Raw genomic sequence first — 17,798 nt, 5'->3', positions numbered from 1 at the left:
GCAAAACAATTTAAAGCGCATTTTTCAATGAAAAGATAAGAGAAATTTGGTTTTTAAAAGCGGTACTTGATTAGTACCGCTTTTTTTATGCCGAAAGTTTGAGTTTAGCCCCGATGGTAGTGAAAATCCTACTATTGTGAGATTTGAATAACAAGCTCATAATAGTAGATTGAAACGGACAGCGGGAACAAGCCATAAAAAAAGCCCGAATGATGGGCTTTATAAAAAAAGAAAAATCTTAATTATTTTTTGTTGTAAACTGCGATTGCTTCTTTCAGAATTTGAACCGATTTAATCAAGTCTGCTTTCTTTAAAACGTAGGCTATACGCACTTCATCTAAACCAACATTTGGTGTTGAATAAAATCCGGCAGCAGGAGCAACCATTACAGTTTCTCCATTAAAATCATAAGATTCTAATAACCATTGTGCAAATTTATCGGCGTTGTCAATAGGTAATTTTGCGATACAATAAAAAGCTCCTTTTGGAGTAGCAACTGTTACCCCTTCAATTTTTTGTAATTCTGCAATTAATGTATCTCTTCGGTCTTTGTATTCAGAAATTACATCATCAAAATAACTTTGAGGTGTTTCTAAAGCAGCTTCACTAGCAATTTGAGCATATGTTGGTGGACTCAAACGTGCTTGAGCAAATTTCATAGCGGTTGCCATTACTTCTGCGTTTTTAGAAACAATACAACCAATTCTAGCGCCACACATACTGTAACGTTTTGAAACCGAATCAATCATGATTGCATGTTCTTCTAATCCAGGAACATTCATTACTGAAAAGTGTTTTTCACCATCATAAATAAATTCACGATACACTTCGTCAGCGATTAAAAATAAATCGTGTTTTTTTACGATTTCAGCTAGTTTTAAAATCTCTTCTTTAGAATATAAATAACCAGTCGGATTTCCAGGGTTACAAATTAAAATGGCTTTTGTTTTTGGTGTAATTAATTTTTCAAAAGCTTCAATTGGAGGCAAAGCAAAACCAGTTTCAATTCCTGAAATAACCGGAACTACTTTTACACCAGAAGCAGTCGAAAACCCATTATAATTGGCATAAAACGGTTCAGGAATAATAATTTCATCATCTGAGTCCATTGTGCTTCCCATAGCAAAAAGCAAAGCTTCTGAACCACCAGTTGTAATGATAATATCTTGTGTTTCTATTGGTAAACCATGATTTTTGTAGTATTGCGAAAGTTTGTTTCTATAGCTTTCAAAACCAGCAGAATGACTATATTCTAAAACTGTAATATCGGCATTTTTTACAGCTTGTAGTGCAACTTCTGGAGTTTTAATATCAGGTTGCCCTATATTTAAATGATATACTTTATGTCCTTTTTTCTTAGCAATTTCGGCATAAGGAACCAATTTTCTAATCGGAGATTCTGGCATTTGTTGCCCTTTAACGGAAACTTTTGGCATGATTTGTTTTTTAAAGATGCACAAAATTGCGATTTTTTTTTGTGATATTAATAGTAAAGCCTATTAAAAAATGTTAATTTTGAGTATCTGAATTATAAAAATGGAATATAAGCAATATCCTGTGCCAAAAGAATTAAAACAAATTGTACGTTATTTTTGGAGTTACAATGCATCCGCGCCAAGCGCTAATAAATTAGTTATAAAGAGTTTTGCTGATAAATATCCAAGACTTATTTTTCAAGATATTGATAATTTTGAACCCATAATTTCGGACGGAAATAAAATGCCAAGTTGTTATTTAAGTGGTCTTGATACAAAACCAACAGAGGCTTTTTGGTATGAATCATTTTCTCATTTTGGTGTAAGTTTTTATCCAAATGCTTTATATAAAATTTGGGGAATTAATTCGGTCGATCTTGTTGATAAAACGCCTGATTTTTTTGATATTGAAAAAACTATTTTGCCTTTAAAATTAAAAGATGCAAAAAGTCATGAAGAAAGAGTTTTAGTGCTTTCTAATTATTTTTTTGATAAGATTCAGAAAAAGCATGTCGATTTTTTTAGCGATTTTATTTTGTCTAAAAAAGGTATTCATGATGCAAATGATTTTACAGTTTTGCTAAAAGAGTTTAAAATTTCTGAGCGACAATTTCAACGAAAATTTAAGACAGAAGTAGGAATTACCTATAAAAACTTCAGCCGATTATCGCGTTTTGAAAAAGCTTTAGACTTAATTTCAAATGATAAAGAAGCTAATTTTACTCAAATTGCGTATGATTTAGGTTTTGCCGATCAATCTCATCTGATTAAAAATTTCAATGAATTTGCGGGTTGTACTCCATTAGAATTTAAAAAGAACAACCAACTTGGTAACGAAAGCAATTCGTTTATTTACAATACAAATAGCTAATGTCGGATTTTTACAATTTTCAAGGATAAATGCCTGATACTTTTGTAAAAATTAAATTTTGTTTATATGAAAATTAATAGCACACTTTTTTGGATAAGAATAAGCTTAGCGGTTATCTTTATTATGCATAGCGTTCCTGGAATGTTTAATGGCGGTGTTAATGATTTTGGAACTCAGTATTTAGATGTTATAGGTTTTTATCCTTTCGGAATATATGTGGCTTGGTTAATTAAGTTATCGCATTTGGTTTTAGCAATTTTATTAATTTTTAATCGATGGTTAATTGTACCAATTATTCTCACTATCTTTATTCTAATAGCTGGAATTATTTTGGTTCATTATGAATCTGGTTGGTATGTAGTTGGCGGCGGAGCTAATGGGATTGAATTTAATTTCCTTTTGATATTTGTCTTATTTCAAGTTTTGCTTGTGGCAATAAAAGAACGAAATAATAAATTAGAATCATTAAAGGTGTAAGATTATTCATTTTTTAAATAAAATTATTTTGAAATTTAAAACATTTAAAATACTTGTTTTATTCATTAATATGGCAGCTATTTCACTGACAAATGTTTGCTATTCACAAAATAATTGGACTTATAAAAAAGATAAAATAAAAATTCCTTTCGAGCTAACTCATAATTTGATTATTGTTGACGTACAGTTTAATGGTACTCAATTAAAAATGATTGTCGATACTGGCGCTGCAAAAAATATGATCTTTAGTGTTCCTGAAAATGATTCATTATACATAAACAAAGCGGAAAGAATAGTAATTTCAGGTGTTGGAATAACGGAAAATGTTGTTGGCTATCTGTCTCAAAATAATGCTTTAAAAGTTAATCAATATTATGATTATAATTTTGAAGTGGTTTATGTAAGTAATCACGAAATTAGTATAGTAAATAAACTAGGAATTCCCATCAATGGAATTTTAGGAAGTTCTTTCTTTAAAAAATATTTAGTTGAAATAGACTATCAAAGAAAAATACTTACTATTCACAAAAACAAAGATATTAAACTGATTAAAGTTAAAAAAAAATATTCTAAATCTGAAGTAGCAATTATTGAAAACAAACCATATTTTACGCTAAAAACTACAATTGATAGTAAAGAGCAGAATCTTAATCTTTTATTTGATACTGGTCTAGGAGATGGTTTATGGTTGTTTGAAAATGATACGATTCAATGTGGTAAAATTCATTTCACAGATTTTTTAGGTAGAGGATTATCGGGTGATATTAAAGGTAAAAAGGCAAGAATTAAAGAACTTTCAATTCAAAATAATTCATTAAATAATGTCCTGGTTTCCTATCCCGAAATTAAATATTTTGACCAATTAAAGGTTTTAAAAAGTAGAAATGGTTCATTAGGTGGAGAAATTATAAAACGATTTAATTGGTTTTTAGACTATGAAAGTCAAACGTTTTACTTTAAAAAAAATGACCTTTTTGATTTACCATTTGAATACAATATGTCAGGGATAGAAGTGCAGCATTCTGGATCAAAATGGGAAAAAGAAGAAATTAGAAATGATTCACCAACAATGACAATTAATGCGAATGAGTTTGTATTTGAAAATTCAAATTTAAAGTTTAATTATAAATATGAGCTAAAGCCAATTTTTGAAATATATACGGTTAGAGAAAATTCGCCAGCTGCAAAAGCTGGTATTCTAGAAGGTGACAAAATAATTAAAATTAATAATAAATCATCTAAGTACCTTTCAATTCAGTCAATAACAAATTTGTTTCAATCTGAAGAAGGGAAGCTTATAAAAATTACAATTGAACGTGATGGAAAGAAAATTGATTTTGAATTTCGTTTAGAAAAAATACTATAAAAAAAGTCCCAACTAAATTGGGACTTTTTATTTATGAGTTTGGAAACGTTTTCTTTTTTACTAGTGGACTAACTTCTTCTTTAACAATTACCGTTCCTTTAATTCGTAACGGAACCATACCATTTGTTTTATTTACCGCATTAGTTTCAACTGTAATAGTTTTACTAATCGGACCAGGATTCATATTATACTGCACTTTAATTTGTCCTTTTCCTCCTGGAACGATTGGTTCTTTTGGCCATTCAGGCACAGTACAACCACAACTTGATTTTGCATTGATAATATTTAAAGGTTGATCACCTGTATTTGTAAATTCAAAAATACGAATTCCATCATCTTTTCCTTTTTCTACTTCTCCATAGTTAATGGTCTCTTCTTTAAACTCAATCTTTGGGCCAGTTTGAGCAAATGATACCATTCCAACGAATACAGTTAAATAAACAAGTAATTTTTTCATCATCTTATAAATTAATAGGTTGTTGTAAAATTAATTAAATAAAAGCAACCAACAAACTACTCCTAACATTTTTTTTATTTTCGTGATATAGTTACTTTTGCAGTAAGTAATACAAAAAACATACCAAAGTAAGTTTTGGAATGTTAAAACGAATTGTCAAACAATTCAATGATTCAACAATTAAACAAGAAAAAATATAATGATTCCTGCACAATTCAACGCTAAAGAAGTAGAACAAAAGTGGTACGACTACTGGATGAAAAATGATTATTTTACATCCAAACCCGACCACAGAACGCCGTACACTATTGTAATTCCGCCACCAAACGTAACGGGAGTCTTGCATATGGGACACATGTTGAATAACACCATTCAAGATGTATTAATTCGTCGTGCGCGTTTAAAAGGGTTCAACGCTTGCTGGGTGCCAGGAACAGACCATGCCTCTATCGCAACCGAAGCTAAAGTAGTAGCGAAGTTAAAAGAAGAAGGCATCAATAAAAACGATTTAACACGCGAAGAATTCCTAAAACACGCTTGGGAATGGACCGATAAATATGGTGGAACCATCTTAGAGCAATTAAAACAATTGGGTTGTTCTTGCGATTGGAGTCGTACAAAGTTTACGATGGATGACGACATGTCAGCTTCAGTAATTCACTCATTTGTAGATTTATACAACAAAGGGTTGATTTATCGCGGTTACCGAATGGTAAACTGGGATCCAGAAGCAAAAACTACGTTATCTGATGAAGAAGTAATCTTTGAAGAACGTCAAGGAAAACTATATTTCATCAAATATAAAATTGAAGGTTCGGAAGATTTCTTAACCGTGGCAACGACTCGTCCTGAAACTATTTTTGGTGATACTGCTATTTGTATCAATCCAAATGATGAACGTTTTTCGCATTTAAAAGGTAAAAAAGCGATTATTCCAATTTGTGGTAGAGTTATTCCTATTATCGAAGACGAATATGTTGATGTAGAATTTGGTACAGGTTGTTTAAAAGTAACGCCTGCTCACGATACTAACGATAAAGTTTTAGGTGATAAACACAATCTAGAAATTATCGATATTTTCAACGAAGATGCGACTTTGAATTCTTTCGGATTGCATTATCAAGGAAAAGACAGATTTGTGGTTCGTGAAGAAATTTCGAAAGAATTAGAAACTATAGGAGCGTTAGCAAAAACCGAAACACATTTAAATAAAGTAGGAACTTCTGAAAGAACCAAAGCAGTAATCGAACCAAGATTATCAGATCAATGGTTCTTAAGTATGGAAGAATTAGTAAAACCTGCTATCAAAGCGGTTTTAGAATCAGACGAAATCAAATTATATCCAAGCCGTTTTAACAATACGTATGCGCATTGGTTAAACAATATTCGCGATTGGAATATTTCACGTCAATTGTGGTGGGGACAACAAATCCCGGCGTATTATTTTGGTGACGGAAAAGAAGATTTCGTAGTAGCAGAAAACATCGAAAAAGCCCTTGAGCTTGCAAAAGTAAGAACAGGAAATACACAGCTTCAAGCTTCTGACTTAAAACAAGATGCTGACGCACTTGATACTTGGTTCTCATCATGGTTATGGCCAATGGCGGTTTTTGGTGGTGTTTTAAATCCAGAAAGCGAAGATTTTAAATACTATTATCCAACAAATGATTTAGTTACGGGACCCGATATTTTATTCTTCTGGGTAGCGCGTATGATTATTGCAGGTTATGAATATGCAGACGAAAAACCATTTTCAAACGTATATTTAACGGGATTGGTGCGCGACAAACAAGGTCGTAAAATGTCGAAATCATTAGGGAATTCCCCTGAACCGCTTGGACTAATTGAAAAATTTGGTGCTGATGGTGTTCGTGTTGGATTATTATTGAGTGCTTCGGCAGGAAATGATATTTTATTCGACGAAGAATTATGCAACCAAGGAAAAGGTTTCTCTAATAAAATTTGGAATGCTTTCAAACTAATCAAAGGTTGGGAAGTAGCGGATATTGCGCAACCAGAAGCATCAAAAGTAGCTATTGAATGGTACGAAACGAAGTTGCAACAAACCTTAGCCGAAATTGAAGATAATTTTGATAAATACCGTTTATCCGATGCGTTAATGGCGATTTACAAATTGGTTTGGGACGATTTTTGTTCGTGGTTCTTAGAAATGATAAAACCAGGTTACCAACAACCAATCGACCGCGCTACGTTTGACAAAGCAATTGAAATGTTAGAAAACAACTTGAAATTGTTACATCCTTTCATGCCGTTTTTAACAGAGGAAATTTGGCATCATATTGCCGAAAGAACGCCAGAACAAGCGTTGATAGTAGGTGAGTGGCCAAAAGCAAAAGCGTTTGACGCAAAATTAATTGCTGATTTTGATTTCGCAACGGAAGTAATTTCTGGAATTAGAACCATTCGTAAAGACAAAAACATTCCGTTTAAAGATGTGATGGAATTAAAAGTCGTTAACAACGAAAAAGCGTCAACATATTTTGATTCAGTAATTCAGAAGTTAGGAAATGTTGCTACTTTAGCATACGTTTCAGATAAAGTAGATGGCGCGTTGTCGTACCGTGTGAAATCGAATGAATATTTTATTCCAATTACAGGAAACATCGATGTGGAAGCTGAAATTGCAAAATTAACCGAAGAGTTAAACTACATCAAAGGGTTCTTACGCTCAGTACAAGGGAAATTATCTAACGAGAAATTCGTAGCCGGCGCACCCGAACAAGTAATTGCCAACGAACGCAAAAAAGAAGCCGACGCTTTAGCAAAAATCGCAATGATTGAGCAAAGTTTAGCTGGTTTGAAATAGTTTTTCTTGGGATTAATTGTATACAAAAGATGCCAAACTAAATAAATAGTTTGGCATCTTTTTTTGAATCAATAATTAACTTATTCTTTAGCGTTGGAATTTTCTTCTGCTTTAGAACCCATTCTATTCAAGGTATACATTGGAGCAAATTTTATTTTTAATCCAGCAATTTTACTATTATCAGAACTTGATAAACCTTCGGTTTCTACTGTATTTTTTCTTGTATCTAATGCTTCATATAATAATTTGATTTCATCCCAATCTTCTCTTGAGTAGGCATCTTTGTTTTTTTCTACTGTAGAAACAAAGTTTTCATATACACTTAAAATATTGGTTTTGTTTACCCAACTAAAGCCCATATCGTCACCGATATCATTTGTTCCAAAAAGAGCTGTTCTAACTGCTGATTTTGTTACTGTTTTTGGTTGTTGTGCTAAATAACTATTTTTGTAAACTTCATATTTATCACTTGAAACCATGATTTTTCCTTCATATTCTTCACGATTTTCTAAGTCTTGTAAAGCACTTTCAGCAGCAAATTTTCTTCTTTGGTGATCATTTTCAATGCTATCCCAATCTGATTTTAAATCAGCTGCATTTACATTGTTAATAGAATCTACAAACATTTCATAATCTGCTACAGCTTTTTCAGCTTGAGTTTGTTTTTCGTTTTTACAAGAAATTAATGTAAATCCCGATAAAACGGCAATAAGTAAAAATTTAAAATTTTTCATTTTGATTGTTTATTTGTTAGTAATTTTTGAAAGTAATTTGGTCACCGCAAATTGAACACCATAACCTATAATTTTTTTAAATGTATTTTTCGAATCTCCAACAACCATTTTGTTAGATAAATAGCCACCAACAATACTTGTAATAGTTGTAAATAAATTGTTTTTATTAGTTGCTGTCTTGTAAAATTCAGAAACGCCTTGTTCTACAAGATTAAAAACAGTAATACTATTTTGGACAACAAAATATTGTGCTTTGAGTTCTGAGAATTCGTTGTCACGCTTTGCTTTTAATGCTGCAATTTTATTATCGAGAATATCGGTTTGTTTTAGTGTTTTCATGTTCAAATATTTAAGACTTTTCTAAGTCATTTGAAAGTTTTTTCTCTTTCAGTAATTTAGAAACGATTAAATTATCAATAGGAATTTTGATTAAACTTTTTCGGAATATAAAAACTACTATTCCTAAGATCAAATAAAATCCAGAGACAATAAAAAAACCTAAAGCATTATTTCCTAAAAGATTACCAATAAAAAAACTGATTCCGATATTAACAAACAAGGTAAACATTCCTACTATAATTGAAATTGAAATCACTACAGTTAAAGATGAAATTACATCTGAAGTTTTTTCAATAGTATGTAGTTTTAGTAATTCTAAACTAGTTTTAGAATACTGTTCTGCTTTTTTATAAAGTAGTTCTACATTAGAAGCTATGTTTTCCATTGTAATTCTTGTTAATTATCTCGAAATATCGTTACTCATTCGTTCTAATTTTGATTTTCCTTCTTCAATAACATCTTCTGCATTTGAAGTAAAGTTTGAATATTGATCTTCGATTGAAGCCACAAAATCATTAAAATTTCCTTTTAAGTTATCCTTTAAATCGGTTCCTTTTTCAGCAATTTTTCTTCTTGTATTACTTCCTTTATCTGGAGCAAACAAAACGCCTAATATTGCACCAACAGCTAATCCGCCTAATATTCCTACAACAACATCTGAATTTTTCATATTATTATTTTTTAATGATTTATATTTCTCTTCCTTTGATTAATCTAAATAGAATTGCAATCACTGCGATTACTAATAAAATATGGATTAATGAGCCTGCACTGTAGACAAAAAATCCTAATGCCCAAAGAATAACAAGCACTATAGCTATGGTATATAATAAATTTGACATATATTTATGTTTTAGAGTTATTTATAAGATAAATTCTTTATCCTATTTTGAATACTACAAAGGTGTAATCTATTGAATCATTTTGTGTTACATTACGCTAATTAAATGTTACATATTTCCCACTTTTAATAAATAACGATGCTTTGAGTTTCCAAAACTTTAGACTAAATTTGCCAAACAACTAAACAACAACTGTTTTGACTACACAACAACTAACGGCTCAGATTCATTCCAAAAAATCTTTTCTTTGTATTGGTTTAGATGTTGATTTAACAAAAATCCCTCAACATTTATTACAAACGGAAGATCCAATTTTTGAATTCAACAAAGCAATTATCGATGCAACTCACGATTTGTGTGTTTCTTACAAACCAAACACAGCGTTTTATGAAGCTTATGGCATAAAAGGTTGGCAATCGTTACAAAAAACAATTACTTATATCAACGAAAACTATCCTGAAATTTTTACAATTGCCGACGCAAAACGTGGCGATATTGGAAATACTTCAAGCATGTATGCCAAAGCTTTTTTTGAAGATTTAAACTTCGATTCGGTTACGGTAGCACCTTATATGGGAAAAGATTCTGTTGAGCCTTTTTTAGCTTTTGAAAATAAGCACACGATTTTATTGGCTTTAACTTCAAACGAAGGCGCTTTTGATTTTCAAACAAAAAATAATTCTGAAGGTAAAGAATTGTACAAAGAAGTTTTAGAAACCTCAAAATCATGGAAAAATGCTGAAAATCTGATGTATGTTGTAGGAGCTACTAAAGCAGAATATTTTACCGAAATTAGAAAAATTGTACCCCATAGTTTTTTATTGGTTCCAGGAGTTGGCGCTCAAGGCGGAAGTTTAGCAGAAGTTTGTAAATACGGAATGAGCGAAAATATTGGACTTTTAATCAATTCGTCACGAGGTATTATCTATGCTTCAAACGGAACAGATTTTGCTGAAAAAGCAAGGGAAGAAGCATTGAAACTGCAACAAGAAATGGCTCAAATTTTAGATTAATAATATGACAAAGAGAGATTTTTTTAGATTAGTAATAAAGATATTTGGATTATATTCATTAGTTCTTTCATTATTTTCATTTATTCCACAAAATTTCTCAAACTTTTATTTTATGAAAGATGATTTTTGGTATTTTTTTATCATAATTAGTTCAATTTTACTTCTGATTGCATTGTTTGTATTCTTATTATACAAAACCGATTTTATTATTGATAAATTAAAATTGACAAAATCTTTTGATGACGACCACATAATCATTGGAAATTTGAATATCGATTCATTATATAAATTTTCAATTATATTAATTGGCGGTTTTATGATTATAAGTAGTTTTCCAAATTTATTGATGGATTTAATCAACGAATTTAAGTTGAGAATTTCAAATTCTCCTTTTTCAAACTATGAGTCGAATTATTTTTGGACAGGAATTAAGTTTTTGAATTTGCTTATTGGATATGTTTTGATAACCAATTGCAAATCAATTGCTAAATTCTTAAATAAAAACTAAAACCCTTCAAAAACGCCTAAACCAAATAATGCAAAATCATATTTGACTGGGTCATTCGAATCTAACTTTCTTAAATTTTCGTCCAATTCAGCTAAAGCTTTAGCATCGTTTTGTTTGCGACTTAGCAATTCTAATTTCCTTGCCACATTGCCCGAATGTACATCCAACGGACAAGAAAGCAGAGCAGGAGAAATGCTATTCCAAATGCCTAAATCGACTCCTTTGTTATCTTTACGAATCATCCAACGCAAATACATATTAATGCGTTTCGCTGCCGAACCATTCAATGGGTCTGAAATGTGTTTTTCAGTTCGTGCCAAATGTGGTGCTTCAAAAAACAATTGTTTAAATTCGGAAATGGTGTGTTGCATTGTTGGATTTTCTCTCGAAAAAACCGCTTCTAATCCGTTATGATTTTGGTAAATGTGTTGTAAACCTTTTACGAATCCAACAAAATCTTGCCCATTAAAAGTGCGATGAACGAAATTTTCTAACGATTCCAATTGTATTTCTGAATGACTCATGACGAAATCGTAAGGCGAATTTCCCATCAAATCCATCATTTTTTTTGCATTGTTGATAATCATTTTGCGATTTCCCCAAGCAATTGTTGCTGCAAGAAACCCAGCAATTTCAATATCTTCTTTTACAGAATACAAATGCGGAATCTGAATCGGATCGCTTTCAATGAAATTTAGATTGTTGTAAAATTCGACTTTCTCGTCAAGAAATTCTTTTAACTCGGAACGATTCATATTTTAAATCGATACAATATTCCCATCCACCATAGTCAGTTTTCTATCGGCCATGTTTGCCAATTCTTCGTTATGGGTTACAATTACAAAGGTTTGCCCAAATTCATCACGCAATTTAAAAAACAATTCGTGTAAATTTTCAGCTGTTGTTGTATCTAAATTCCCCGAAGGTTCATCGGCAAAAATAACCGCTGGCTTGTTAATTAAAGCTCTTGCAACCGCAACACGTTGTTGTTCTCCGCCCGAAAGTTCACTTGGTTTGTGATGTGTTCTTTCGGCTAAACCTAAATAAGATAATAAACGTTTGGCTTCGGTTTCCACTTCTTTTTTATCGCGATTGGCTATAAATCCTGGAATACAAACATTTTCTAAAGCAGTAAATTCGGGTAACAATTGATGAAACTGAAATATGAAACCCAAATGGGTGTTTCTAAATTTTGATAAGTTTTTATCGTTCAAGTTCAGCACCGATTCTCCATTAATTTCTAAAACGGTATTGTTTTCTTTTTTAGGAAGGTCTAATGTGCCTAAAATCTGCAATAAAGTTGTTTTTCCGGCACCAGAAGCACCAACAATTGAAACGATTTCTCCTTTTTTAATGTGCAAGTCAACGCCTTTTAAAACGTGTAGAGCATCGTAATATTTATGTAGATTTTTTGCTAGTATCATAATCCAAGATTTGTACAAAGAAACAAAGATTTTTGACTAATAAAAAAACTATTCGCTGTCTATTGTCGTAAATCAAAGTATAAAGTTTAGTTAAAACCTATTTTATGTTTAATTATTTATTACATTTGTTAAACAAAATAACCAAAAAATCATGAAGAATAGTATTAAAGGGTTATCATTAATTTTGTCTTTGGTTTTTAGTGCTTGCACTGCAAAAGAAAAACCTGTTGTTAAAGAAGAATTCAAAGAACCAATTAAATTAAAAGTAGCAGAAGGTATGGAAATAGCAACATTTGCCGGAGGATGTTTTTGGTGTACAGAAGCAGTGTTTTTAGATATTAAAGGAGTAGATAAGGTCGTTTCTGGATACATTGGTGGTTCGACCAAAAATCCAACTTACGCAGCTATTTGTACAGGAACAACCGGACATGCAGAAGCAATTCAGATAACATTTAATCCAGCTGAAGTTGCCTATGAAGATTTATTGGAAATATTTTTTGCAACGCACGATCCAACTACTTTAAATCGTCAAGGTGCCGATGTGGGAACTCAATACAGAAGTGAAGTTTTCTATCATTCTTTGGAACAAAAAGAAAAAGCAGAAAATTACATTTCGCTAATTGAAAAAGAAAAACTATACGATAAAAAAGTGGTAACAAAAGTGTCTTCGGCAACCGTATTTTATCCTGCAGAAGATTATCATCAAAATTATTACAATCAGAATTCAAGTCAAGGTTATTGTCAAATGGTGATTGCACCAAAATTAGAAAAGTTACGCAAATATTATAAATCAAAATTAAAATAGAAGGGAAGAATTGCTATGAATACTACTATTGAAAAAGAAATATTTGACATTATTGGCGACAATCACCAAATGACTTCAGCCGAAACACCTTTAAGAGCTGATGCTTTTGTAAAATCGGATGCAGAAAAAATGGAGGTTATTGAACACCATTTTGAAATCATCATGAAAGAATTAGGTTTAGATTTAACAGATGATAGTTTGCAAGGAACACCGCATCGTGTGGCAAAAATGTTTGTTCAGGAAATTTTTTCGGGATTAAATCCTGCGAACAAACCAAAGATTTCGGTTTTTGATAATTCGTATAAGTATGATAAAATGTTGGTGGAAGCGAATATTAGTTTTAATTCAACTTGCGAGCATCACTTTTTACCTATTGTTGGAAAAGCCCATATTGGTTATGTTTCTTCCGGAAAAGTAATTGGTTTATCAAAATTAAATCGAATTGTTGATTATTATGCACGAAGACCACAAGTTCAAGAGCGAATGATTATGCAAATTTTCAACGAATTGAAATCGGTTTTAGAAACAGATAATGTTATGATTGTGGTTGAAGCAACACACTTGTGTGTATCGAGTAGAGGTATTAAAGATGAGAGTAGTTATACTTCAACTTTACAGTATGGCGGCTTTTTTAATCAGAAGGAATTTCGTGATGATTTTTATAAAATGATTCACAAAGAATAATTTGGCATTTGTTTTGTATATTCGTAATAGAATTTATAAAATATAAAATGACAGAAATAGTAAATAATCCAGTTCAACCTGTAAAGAGTGATAAAACTTCAAAATTAATTTTGAGTTTATTGTTTGATGGAATAGGGATGTTGTCTTATTTGGTTCCTGTTTTTGCAGAAGTAACTGATTTAGTTTGGGCACCAATTTCGGGAATATTATTAATAACAATGTACAAAGGAACTATTGGAAAATTAGCCGGTGTTTTTGGCTTTATTGAAGAATTAGTTCCGTTTATTGATTTCATACCAACATTTACGATAACTTGGTTTTACACCTATGTTATTAAAGGAGGCAAAGGACAAGAATAGAAAAAGGAGCTTTATTGCTCCTTTTTTAGTTTAGAATCTACATATTTAGAAATGAAACCTAATTTCATTCGGTCTAACATTTTCTTTTCAAATTCCCAAAAAAAGTTGAATTGTCCAAAAACAAAACCTACAAACACTAATAATACTTGATAAATTGGAAAAATTAGGACTAATCTCAAAACTCTATATAACCAATGCGGTTGAAATGTTTCGGGTATACCTATTAAAGTTAAAAAAGGTTTAGCTAATTGTAATGAACTAAAGCCTGTAATTGCAAATACAATAAAAATAATGGTTAATTGCCAGTTTGAAGAAACATTCCAGCGTAGTTTAAGTTTTTTCATAAGTTAAATTCTTGGAACAAAACCGCCTAATTGTTGTTTGTTTGTAAGCTGAAAATAGACTAAATAGTTGTAAATCATATAATTTACTTCGTGTCCATAATCAACATTGGTTTCATAATTAATTGTCATTTCATATAAATTTGGGTTGTACTGAGAAGGTAACATTGCCCTTCTGTTCCATTCTAAAACCCAAACTCTATTTCTTGCTTCTAAATACGATTGTGTGTAAAAACTTCTTGGTTTTGCATAAGTATTAAACCAAGATGTAAATCCACCATCAATAATAATAACATCATATTCAATTTCTTTGTTTGATATACGAATAGTATCGCTATCCAGTTTTGGATTATCATCAAATTTTTTTTGAGTTTTTGATGAATTACAAGCCACAAGTATTGAAAAGACTGCAAATAATAGTACAACAATTGATTTCATATCTTTTGTTATTTAGAAAGTATAAAGATAAAAAAAAGCATCGAGAGTATCGATGCTTTTAGATATTTGTGATAGAAATTTTATTTTCCAAAAAGTTTTCCAAGTAAACCGCCTAATCCACCTTTTTTGGTTACGGCAGACATAGCATCACTCATATCAACTTTTCCGTCGTTATTTTGGTCTAAACCAAATTGACCTCCATATTTAGTAACTGCGTCCATTAATCCACCGCCCTTACCACCAGAAATAGCACTTACTAAATCGTTCATGTTAAATCCAGGTTGGTTTGGATCTTTAGCTTTGTTAAGTAATCCACCTAAAATTTGTGGAATCAATCCACCAGCAACGCTTCCTGCAGCATCAGATGATAAACCAAATTTTTCACCTAAATTTCCAGTTACTTTTTCTGTTAATTGTTTTACCACTGGATTGTTTCCATCAATTGGTGTTTTTCCAGTTAGCATTCCAGTTAAATCACTAATGTTTCCACTTGCAACCATATCTTTTAAACCCGAAAGGATTGAACCTCCAGCTTCTTGCATTACGGCATCATTTTGTTCATTTGGCACAGCTGGATTGTTTACGACAGCTTCACCACCAAATTGTTTTACTAATTCTGAGAGTTGATCAAACATAATTTATAGAGTTTTTGTTCAGTTAAAGATATTAAATTTTTAGTTATTTTTTAATAAACTGATAATCTGCTCTGCAAGTTCTGTGCCAATTCTATCTTGAGCTTCTTCTGTTGCAGCTCCAATATGAGGAGTTAATGAAATTTTAGGATGCATTAAAATTTGAATTTCAGGTGTTGGTTCTTTTTCAAAAACATCTAATCCGGCAAATAAAACCTTTCCTTCGTCTAAAGCTTCAATTAAAGCTACTTCATTAATTACACCGCCACGAGCACAATTTACGATTCCTACATTTTCTTTCATTAACTGGAATTCGGCTTTGTCAATTACATAGCTATCTTGTGCAGGAACGTGTAATGTGATAAAATCAGAATGCTTAAAGATATCTTCTAAAGATTCGGTAACAATTTCAACATTAATAAATTGTCCATTGTAGAAATCCACACGAATTACCGCTTCATTAACATATTTATCGGCAGCAATTACCTTCATTCCTAATCCTAAAGCCATTTTTGCAACTGCTTGACCAATACGGCCAAAACCAATAATTCCTAATGTTTTACCACGAAGTTCAATTCCGTTGGCATAGGCTTTTTTCAAACCGTCAAAATTGGTATCACCTTCTAGAGGCATATTTCTGTTGGCATCATGTAAAAAACGAACACCTGTAAACAAATGCGCAAAAACCAATTCGGCTACACTTTCTGATGATGAAGCTGGTGTATTAATTACATGTAAACCTTTTTCACGAGCATAAGCTACATCAATGTTATCCATTCCAACACCACCACGACCAATGATTTTTAATCCTGGACAAGCATCGATAATATCTTTACGAACTTTTGTAGCACTACGAACCAAAATTACTTTTACATCGTGTGTGTTAATATAGTTGGCAACTTGTTCTTGAGCCACTTTCGTAGTAATTACTTCAAAACCTCCTTTTTCTAAAGCTTTGATACCACTTTTTGAAATTCCGTCGTTTGCTAAAACTTTCATTTTACTTATTATTTTTATTACGCTAGTTACTATTTACTAGTCACTAATTACTAAATTTTATTTTCCAATTCTTGCATTACATCCACTAAAACTTGAACGCTCTCAATTGGTAACGCATTATACATTGAAGCACGATAACCACCAACCGAACGGTGACCAGGTAAACCTGAAATTCCAGCTGCTTTCCACATAGCATCAAATTTTTCTTGATGTGCTTCATCATTTAATAAGAAAGTTACATTCATGTTACTTCTGTCTTCTTTGACTGCTGCTCCTTTGAATAATGGATTTCTATCGATTTCAGTGTAAAGTAAATTTGCTTTTGCTTCGTTGATTTTTTCAATAGCGGCAATTCCACCTAAGTTTTTCAACCATTGCAACGTTAAAAGTGACGCATAAATAGGAAATACTGGAGGCGTATTGTACATACTTTCTTTGTCAATGTGTTGTTGGTAATCTAACATACTAGGAATAGTTCTTCCAGTTTTTCCTAAGATTTCTTTTTTTACAACTACCAATGTTGCACCTGCTGGTCCCATGTTTTTTTGAGCTCCAGCATAGATTAAATCAAGTTTTGAAAAATCTAAAACACGAGAAAAAATATCCGAACTCATATCGCAAACTAATGGAATATTTACTTCAGGAAACGATTTCATTTGGGTTCCAAAAATAGTGTTGTTACTAGTGCAGTGAAAATAATCTGCATCAGATGGAATAGTATATCCTTTTGGAATATGATTGTAATTTTCTGGTTTTGATGAAGCTACAACTACGGTTTCTCCAAAATGTTTGGCTTCTTTAATAGCGCCACTTGCCCAAGTTCCGGTGTCTAAATAAGCGGCTTTTCCGTCAACTTTCATTAAGTTGTAAGGCACCATTAAAAATTCTAAACTGGCTCCACCACCTAAAAATAATACTTCGTATCCTTTTCCTTCCAAGTTTAAAAGCTCTAAAACTAAAGCTCTAGCTTCTTCCATAACGGCTACGAAATCTTTACTGCGGTGTGAAATTTCTAAAATAGATAATCCTGAGTTGTTGAAATCTAAAATAGCTTGTGCTGATTTTTCGAATACTTCTTGCGGAAGTATACATGGACCTGCACTGTAGTTGTGTTTTTTCATTGTAGTTGTAGTTATTTATTTAAAGTTCAAATTTCGGAAATCTTAAATAAAAAATAGGTCTAAATACTACAATAATTATGAGATCT

Annotated in this window: 23 protein-coding genes; 9 read left to right on the top strand and 14 right to left on the bottom strand. The window is 31.6% G+C overall.

The window, feature by feature from the left end; all coding sequences use genetic code 11:
• Positions 1–242: 242 nt before the first annotated feature.
• Positions 243–1,436 carry a pyridoxal phosphate-dependent aminotransferase gene (locus tag M9Q43_RS12540; protein WP_262319217.1) on the bottom strand — a complete coding sequence of 398 codons (1,194 nt, stop codon included), beginning with the start codon at positions 1,434–1,436 and terminating at the stop codon, positions 243–245.
• A gap of 100 nt (positions 1,437–1,536) precedes the next feature.
• On the opposite strand from M9Q43_RS12540, the gene M9Q43_RS12535 reads away from it, so the two are divergent.
• From M9Q43_RS12535 to M9Q43_RS12525, 3 genes are all read left to right on the top strand, one after another.
• Positions 1,537–2,346 (top strand): helix-turn-helix domain-containing protein, encoded by an 810-nt coding sequence (locus M9Q43_RS12535; RefSeq protein ID WP_262319216.1) that lies wholly within the window; start codon positions 1,537–1,539, stop codon positions 2,344–2,346.
• A gap of 66 nt (positions 2,347–2,412) precedes the next feature.
• Positions 2,413–2,823 (top strand): DoxX family protein, encoded by a 411-nt coding sequence (locus M9Q43_RS12530; protein ID WP_262319215.1) that lies wholly within the window; start codon positions 2,413–2,415, stop codon positions 2,821–2,823.
• Between the two features lie 28 nt (positions 2,824–2,851).
• Positions 2,852–4,189, top strand: coding sequence for a PDZ domain-containing protein (locus tag M9Q43_RS12525; RefSeq protein WP_262319214.1), 1,338 nt, complete (start codon positions 2,852–2,854; stop codon positions 4,187–4,189).
• A gap of 31 nt (positions 4,190–4,220) precedes the next feature.
• Here M9Q43_RS12525 and M9Q43_RS12520 read toward each other — a convergent pair whose 3' ends face one another.
• Entirely contained in the window at positions 4,221–4,646 is a 426-nt protein-coding gene (locus tag M9Q43_RS12520; RefSeq protein WP_262319213.1) for a DUF1573 domain-containing protein, read from the bottom strand.
• Between the two features lie 196 nt (positions 4,647–4,842).
• Between M9Q43_RS12520 and M9Q43_RS12515 the strand changes: the two genes are divergently transcribed.
• Positions 4,843–7,473, top strand: coding sequence for a valine--tRNA ligase (locus tag M9Q43_RS12515; RefSeq protein ID WP_262319219.1), 2,631 nt, complete (start codon positions 4,843–4,845; stop codon positions 7,471–7,473).
• 80 nt (positions 7,474–7,553) lie between these two features.
• Here the strand turns inward: M9Q43_RS12515 and M9Q43_RS12510 are convergent, their stop codons facing one another.
• From M9Q43_RS12510 to M9Q43_RS12490, 5 genes are read right to left on the bottom strand one after another with little or no spacing between them, the layout of a single operon-like run.
• Positions 7,554–8,207, bottom strand: a complete 654-nt coding sequence (locus M9Q43_RS12510) for a DUF6565 domain-containing protein (protein ID WP_262319212.1) — start codon at positions 8,205–8,207, stop codon at positions 7,554–7,556.
• Between the two features lie 9 nt (positions 8,208–8,216).
• Complete coding sequence (locus tag M9Q43_RS12505) at positions 8,217–8,546, bottom strand: hypothetical protein (RefSeq protein ID WP_262319211.1); 330 nt, start codon at positions 8,544–8,546, stop codon at positions 8,217–8,219.
• A 10-nt stretch (positions 8,547–8,556) separates the two neighbouring features.
• The gene (locus tag M9Q43_RS12500; RefSeq protein WP_262319210.1) at positions 8,557–8,931 is read right to left on the bottom strand and encodes a hypothetical protein; all 375 of its coding nucleotides are present in this window, start codon (positions 8,929–8,931) and stop codon (positions 8,557–8,559) included.
• Positions 8,932–8,946: 15 nt separating this feature from the next.
• The gene (locus M9Q43_RS12495) at positions 8,947–9,216 is read right to left on the bottom strand and encodes a YtxH domain-containing protein (RefSeq protein WP_262319209.1); all 270 of its coding nucleotides are present in this window, start codon (positions 9,214–9,216) and stop codon (positions 8,947–8,949) included.
• A 19-nt stretch (positions 9,217–9,235) separates the two neighbouring features.
• On the bottom strand, positions 9,236–9,388 hold the full coding sequence (locus M9Q43_RS12490; protein WP_262319208.1) for a lmo0937 family membrane protein: 153 nt from the start codon (positions 9,386–9,388) through the stop codon (positions 9,236–9,238).
• A 197-nt stretch (positions 9,389–9,585) separates the two neighbouring features.
• Between M9Q43_RS12490 and pyrF the strand changes: the two genes are divergently transcribed.
• Positions 9,586–10,401: an orotidine-5'-phosphate decarboxylase gene (gene pyrF, locus M9Q43_RS12485; RefSeq protein ID WP_262319207.1), complete on the top strand. Its 816-nt coding sequence runs from the start codon at positions 9,586–9,588 to the stop codon at positions 10,399–10,401.
• Between the two features lie 112 nt (positions 10,402–10,513).
• Entirely contained in the window at positions 10,514–10,909 is a 396-nt protein-coding gene (locus tag M9Q43_RS12480; RefSeq protein WP_262319206.1) for a hypothetical protein, read from the top strand.
• Here the strand turns inward: M9Q43_RS12480 and M9Q43_RS12475 are convergent.
• Together M9Q43_RS12475 and M9Q43_RS12470 are read right to left on the bottom strand one after the other, a co-directional pair.
• Positions 10,906–11,664 carry a TIGR02757 family protein gene (locus M9Q43_RS12475; RefSeq protein WP_262319205.1) on the bottom strand — a complete coding sequence of 253 codons (759 nt, stop codon included), beginning with the start codon at positions 11,662–11,664 and terminating at the stop codon, positions 10,906–10,908. The two genes, M9Q43_RS12480 and M9Q43_RS12475, sit on opposite strands and share 4 nt — an antisense overlap.
• A 3-nt stretch (positions 11,665–11,667) precedes the next feature.
• Positions 11,668–12,333, bottom strand: coding sequence for an ABC transporter ATP-binding protein (locus M9Q43_RS12470; protein ID WP_262319204.1), 666 nt, complete (start codon positions 12,331–12,333; stop codon positions 11,668–11,670).
• Positions 12,334–12,610: 277 nt separating this feature from the next.
• Between M9Q43_RS12470 and msrA the strand changes: the two genes are divergently transcribed.
• Genes msrA through M9Q43_RS12455 form a run of 3 tightly spaced genes read left to right on the top strand, consistent with a single transcriptional unit; the run spans position 12,611 to position 14,181 of the window.
• Positions 12,611–13,138, top strand: coding sequence for a peptide-methionine (S)-S-oxide reductase MsrA (gene msrA / locus M9Q43_RS12465; protein WP_262319218.1), 528 nt, complete (start codon positions 12,611–12,613; stop codon positions 13,136–13,138).
• Positions 13,139–13,153: 15 nt separating this feature from the next.
• Positions 13,154–13,822, top strand: a complete 669-nt coding sequence (gene folE, locus M9Q43_RS12460; protein ID WP_262319203.1) for a GTP cyclohydrolase I FolE — start codon at positions 13,154–13,156, stop codon at positions 13,820–13,822.
• A 47-nt stretch (positions 13,823–13,869) separates the two neighbouring features.
• The gene (locus M9Q43_RS12455) at positions 13,870–14,181 is read left to right on the top strand and encodes a hypothetical protein (protein ID WP_262319202.1); all 312 of its coding nucleotides are present in this window, start codon (positions 13,870–13,872) and stop codon (positions 14,179–14,181) included.
• An 11-nt stretch (positions 14,182–14,192) separates the two neighbouring features.
• Here M9Q43_RS12455 and M9Q43_RS12450 read toward each other — a convergent pair whose 3' ends face one another.
• From M9Q43_RS12450 to serC, 5 genes are all read right to left on the bottom strand, one after another.
• The gene (locus M9Q43_RS12450; protein ID WP_262319201.1) at positions 14,193–14,525 is read right to left on the bottom strand and encodes a DUF6787 family protein; all 333 of its coding nucleotides are present in this window, start codon (positions 14,523–14,525) and stop codon (positions 14,193–14,195) included.
• A gap of 3 nt (positions 14,526–14,528) precedes the next feature.
• Positions 14,529–14,960, bottom strand: coding sequence for a DUF6146 family protein (locus M9Q43_RS12445; RefSeq protein ID WP_262319200.1), 432 nt, complete (start codon positions 14,958–14,960; stop codon positions 14,529–14,531).
• Positions 14,961–15,040: 80 nt separating this feature from the next.
• A complete protein-coding gene (locus tag M9Q43_RS12440) occupies positions 15,041–15,595 on the bottom strand; it encodes a DUF937 domain-containing protein (protein WP_262319199.1) in 555 nt (184 codons plus the stop codon).
• A gap of 39 nt (positions 15,596–15,634) precedes the next feature.
• Positions 15,635–16,591, bottom strand: a complete 957-nt coding sequence (locus tag M9Q43_RS12435; RefSeq protein WP_262319198.1) for a D-2-hydroxyacid dehydrogenase — start codon at positions 16,589–16,591, stop codon at positions 15,635–15,637.
• A 50-nt stretch (positions 16,592–16,641) separates the two neighbouring features.
• On the bottom strand, positions 16,642–17,712 hold the full coding sequence (gene serC / locus M9Q43_RS12430; RefSeq protein ID WP_262319197.1) for a 3-phosphoserine/phosphohydroxythreonine transaminase: 1,071 nt from the start codon (positions 17,710–17,712) through the stop codon (positions 16,642–16,644).
• Positions 17,713–17,798: the final 86 nt, after the last annotated feature.

The sequence above is a fragment of the Flavobacterium odoriferum genome, from assembly GCF_025499515.1.
GTDB classification, from domain to species: Bacteria; Bacteroidota; Bacteroidia; order Flavobacteriales; family Flavobacteriaceae; genus Flavobacterium; species Flavobacterium odoriferum.
The sequence above is the reverse complement of the archived record's forward strand: the minus strand, read 5'-3'. Positions and strand labels throughout refer to the sequence as shown.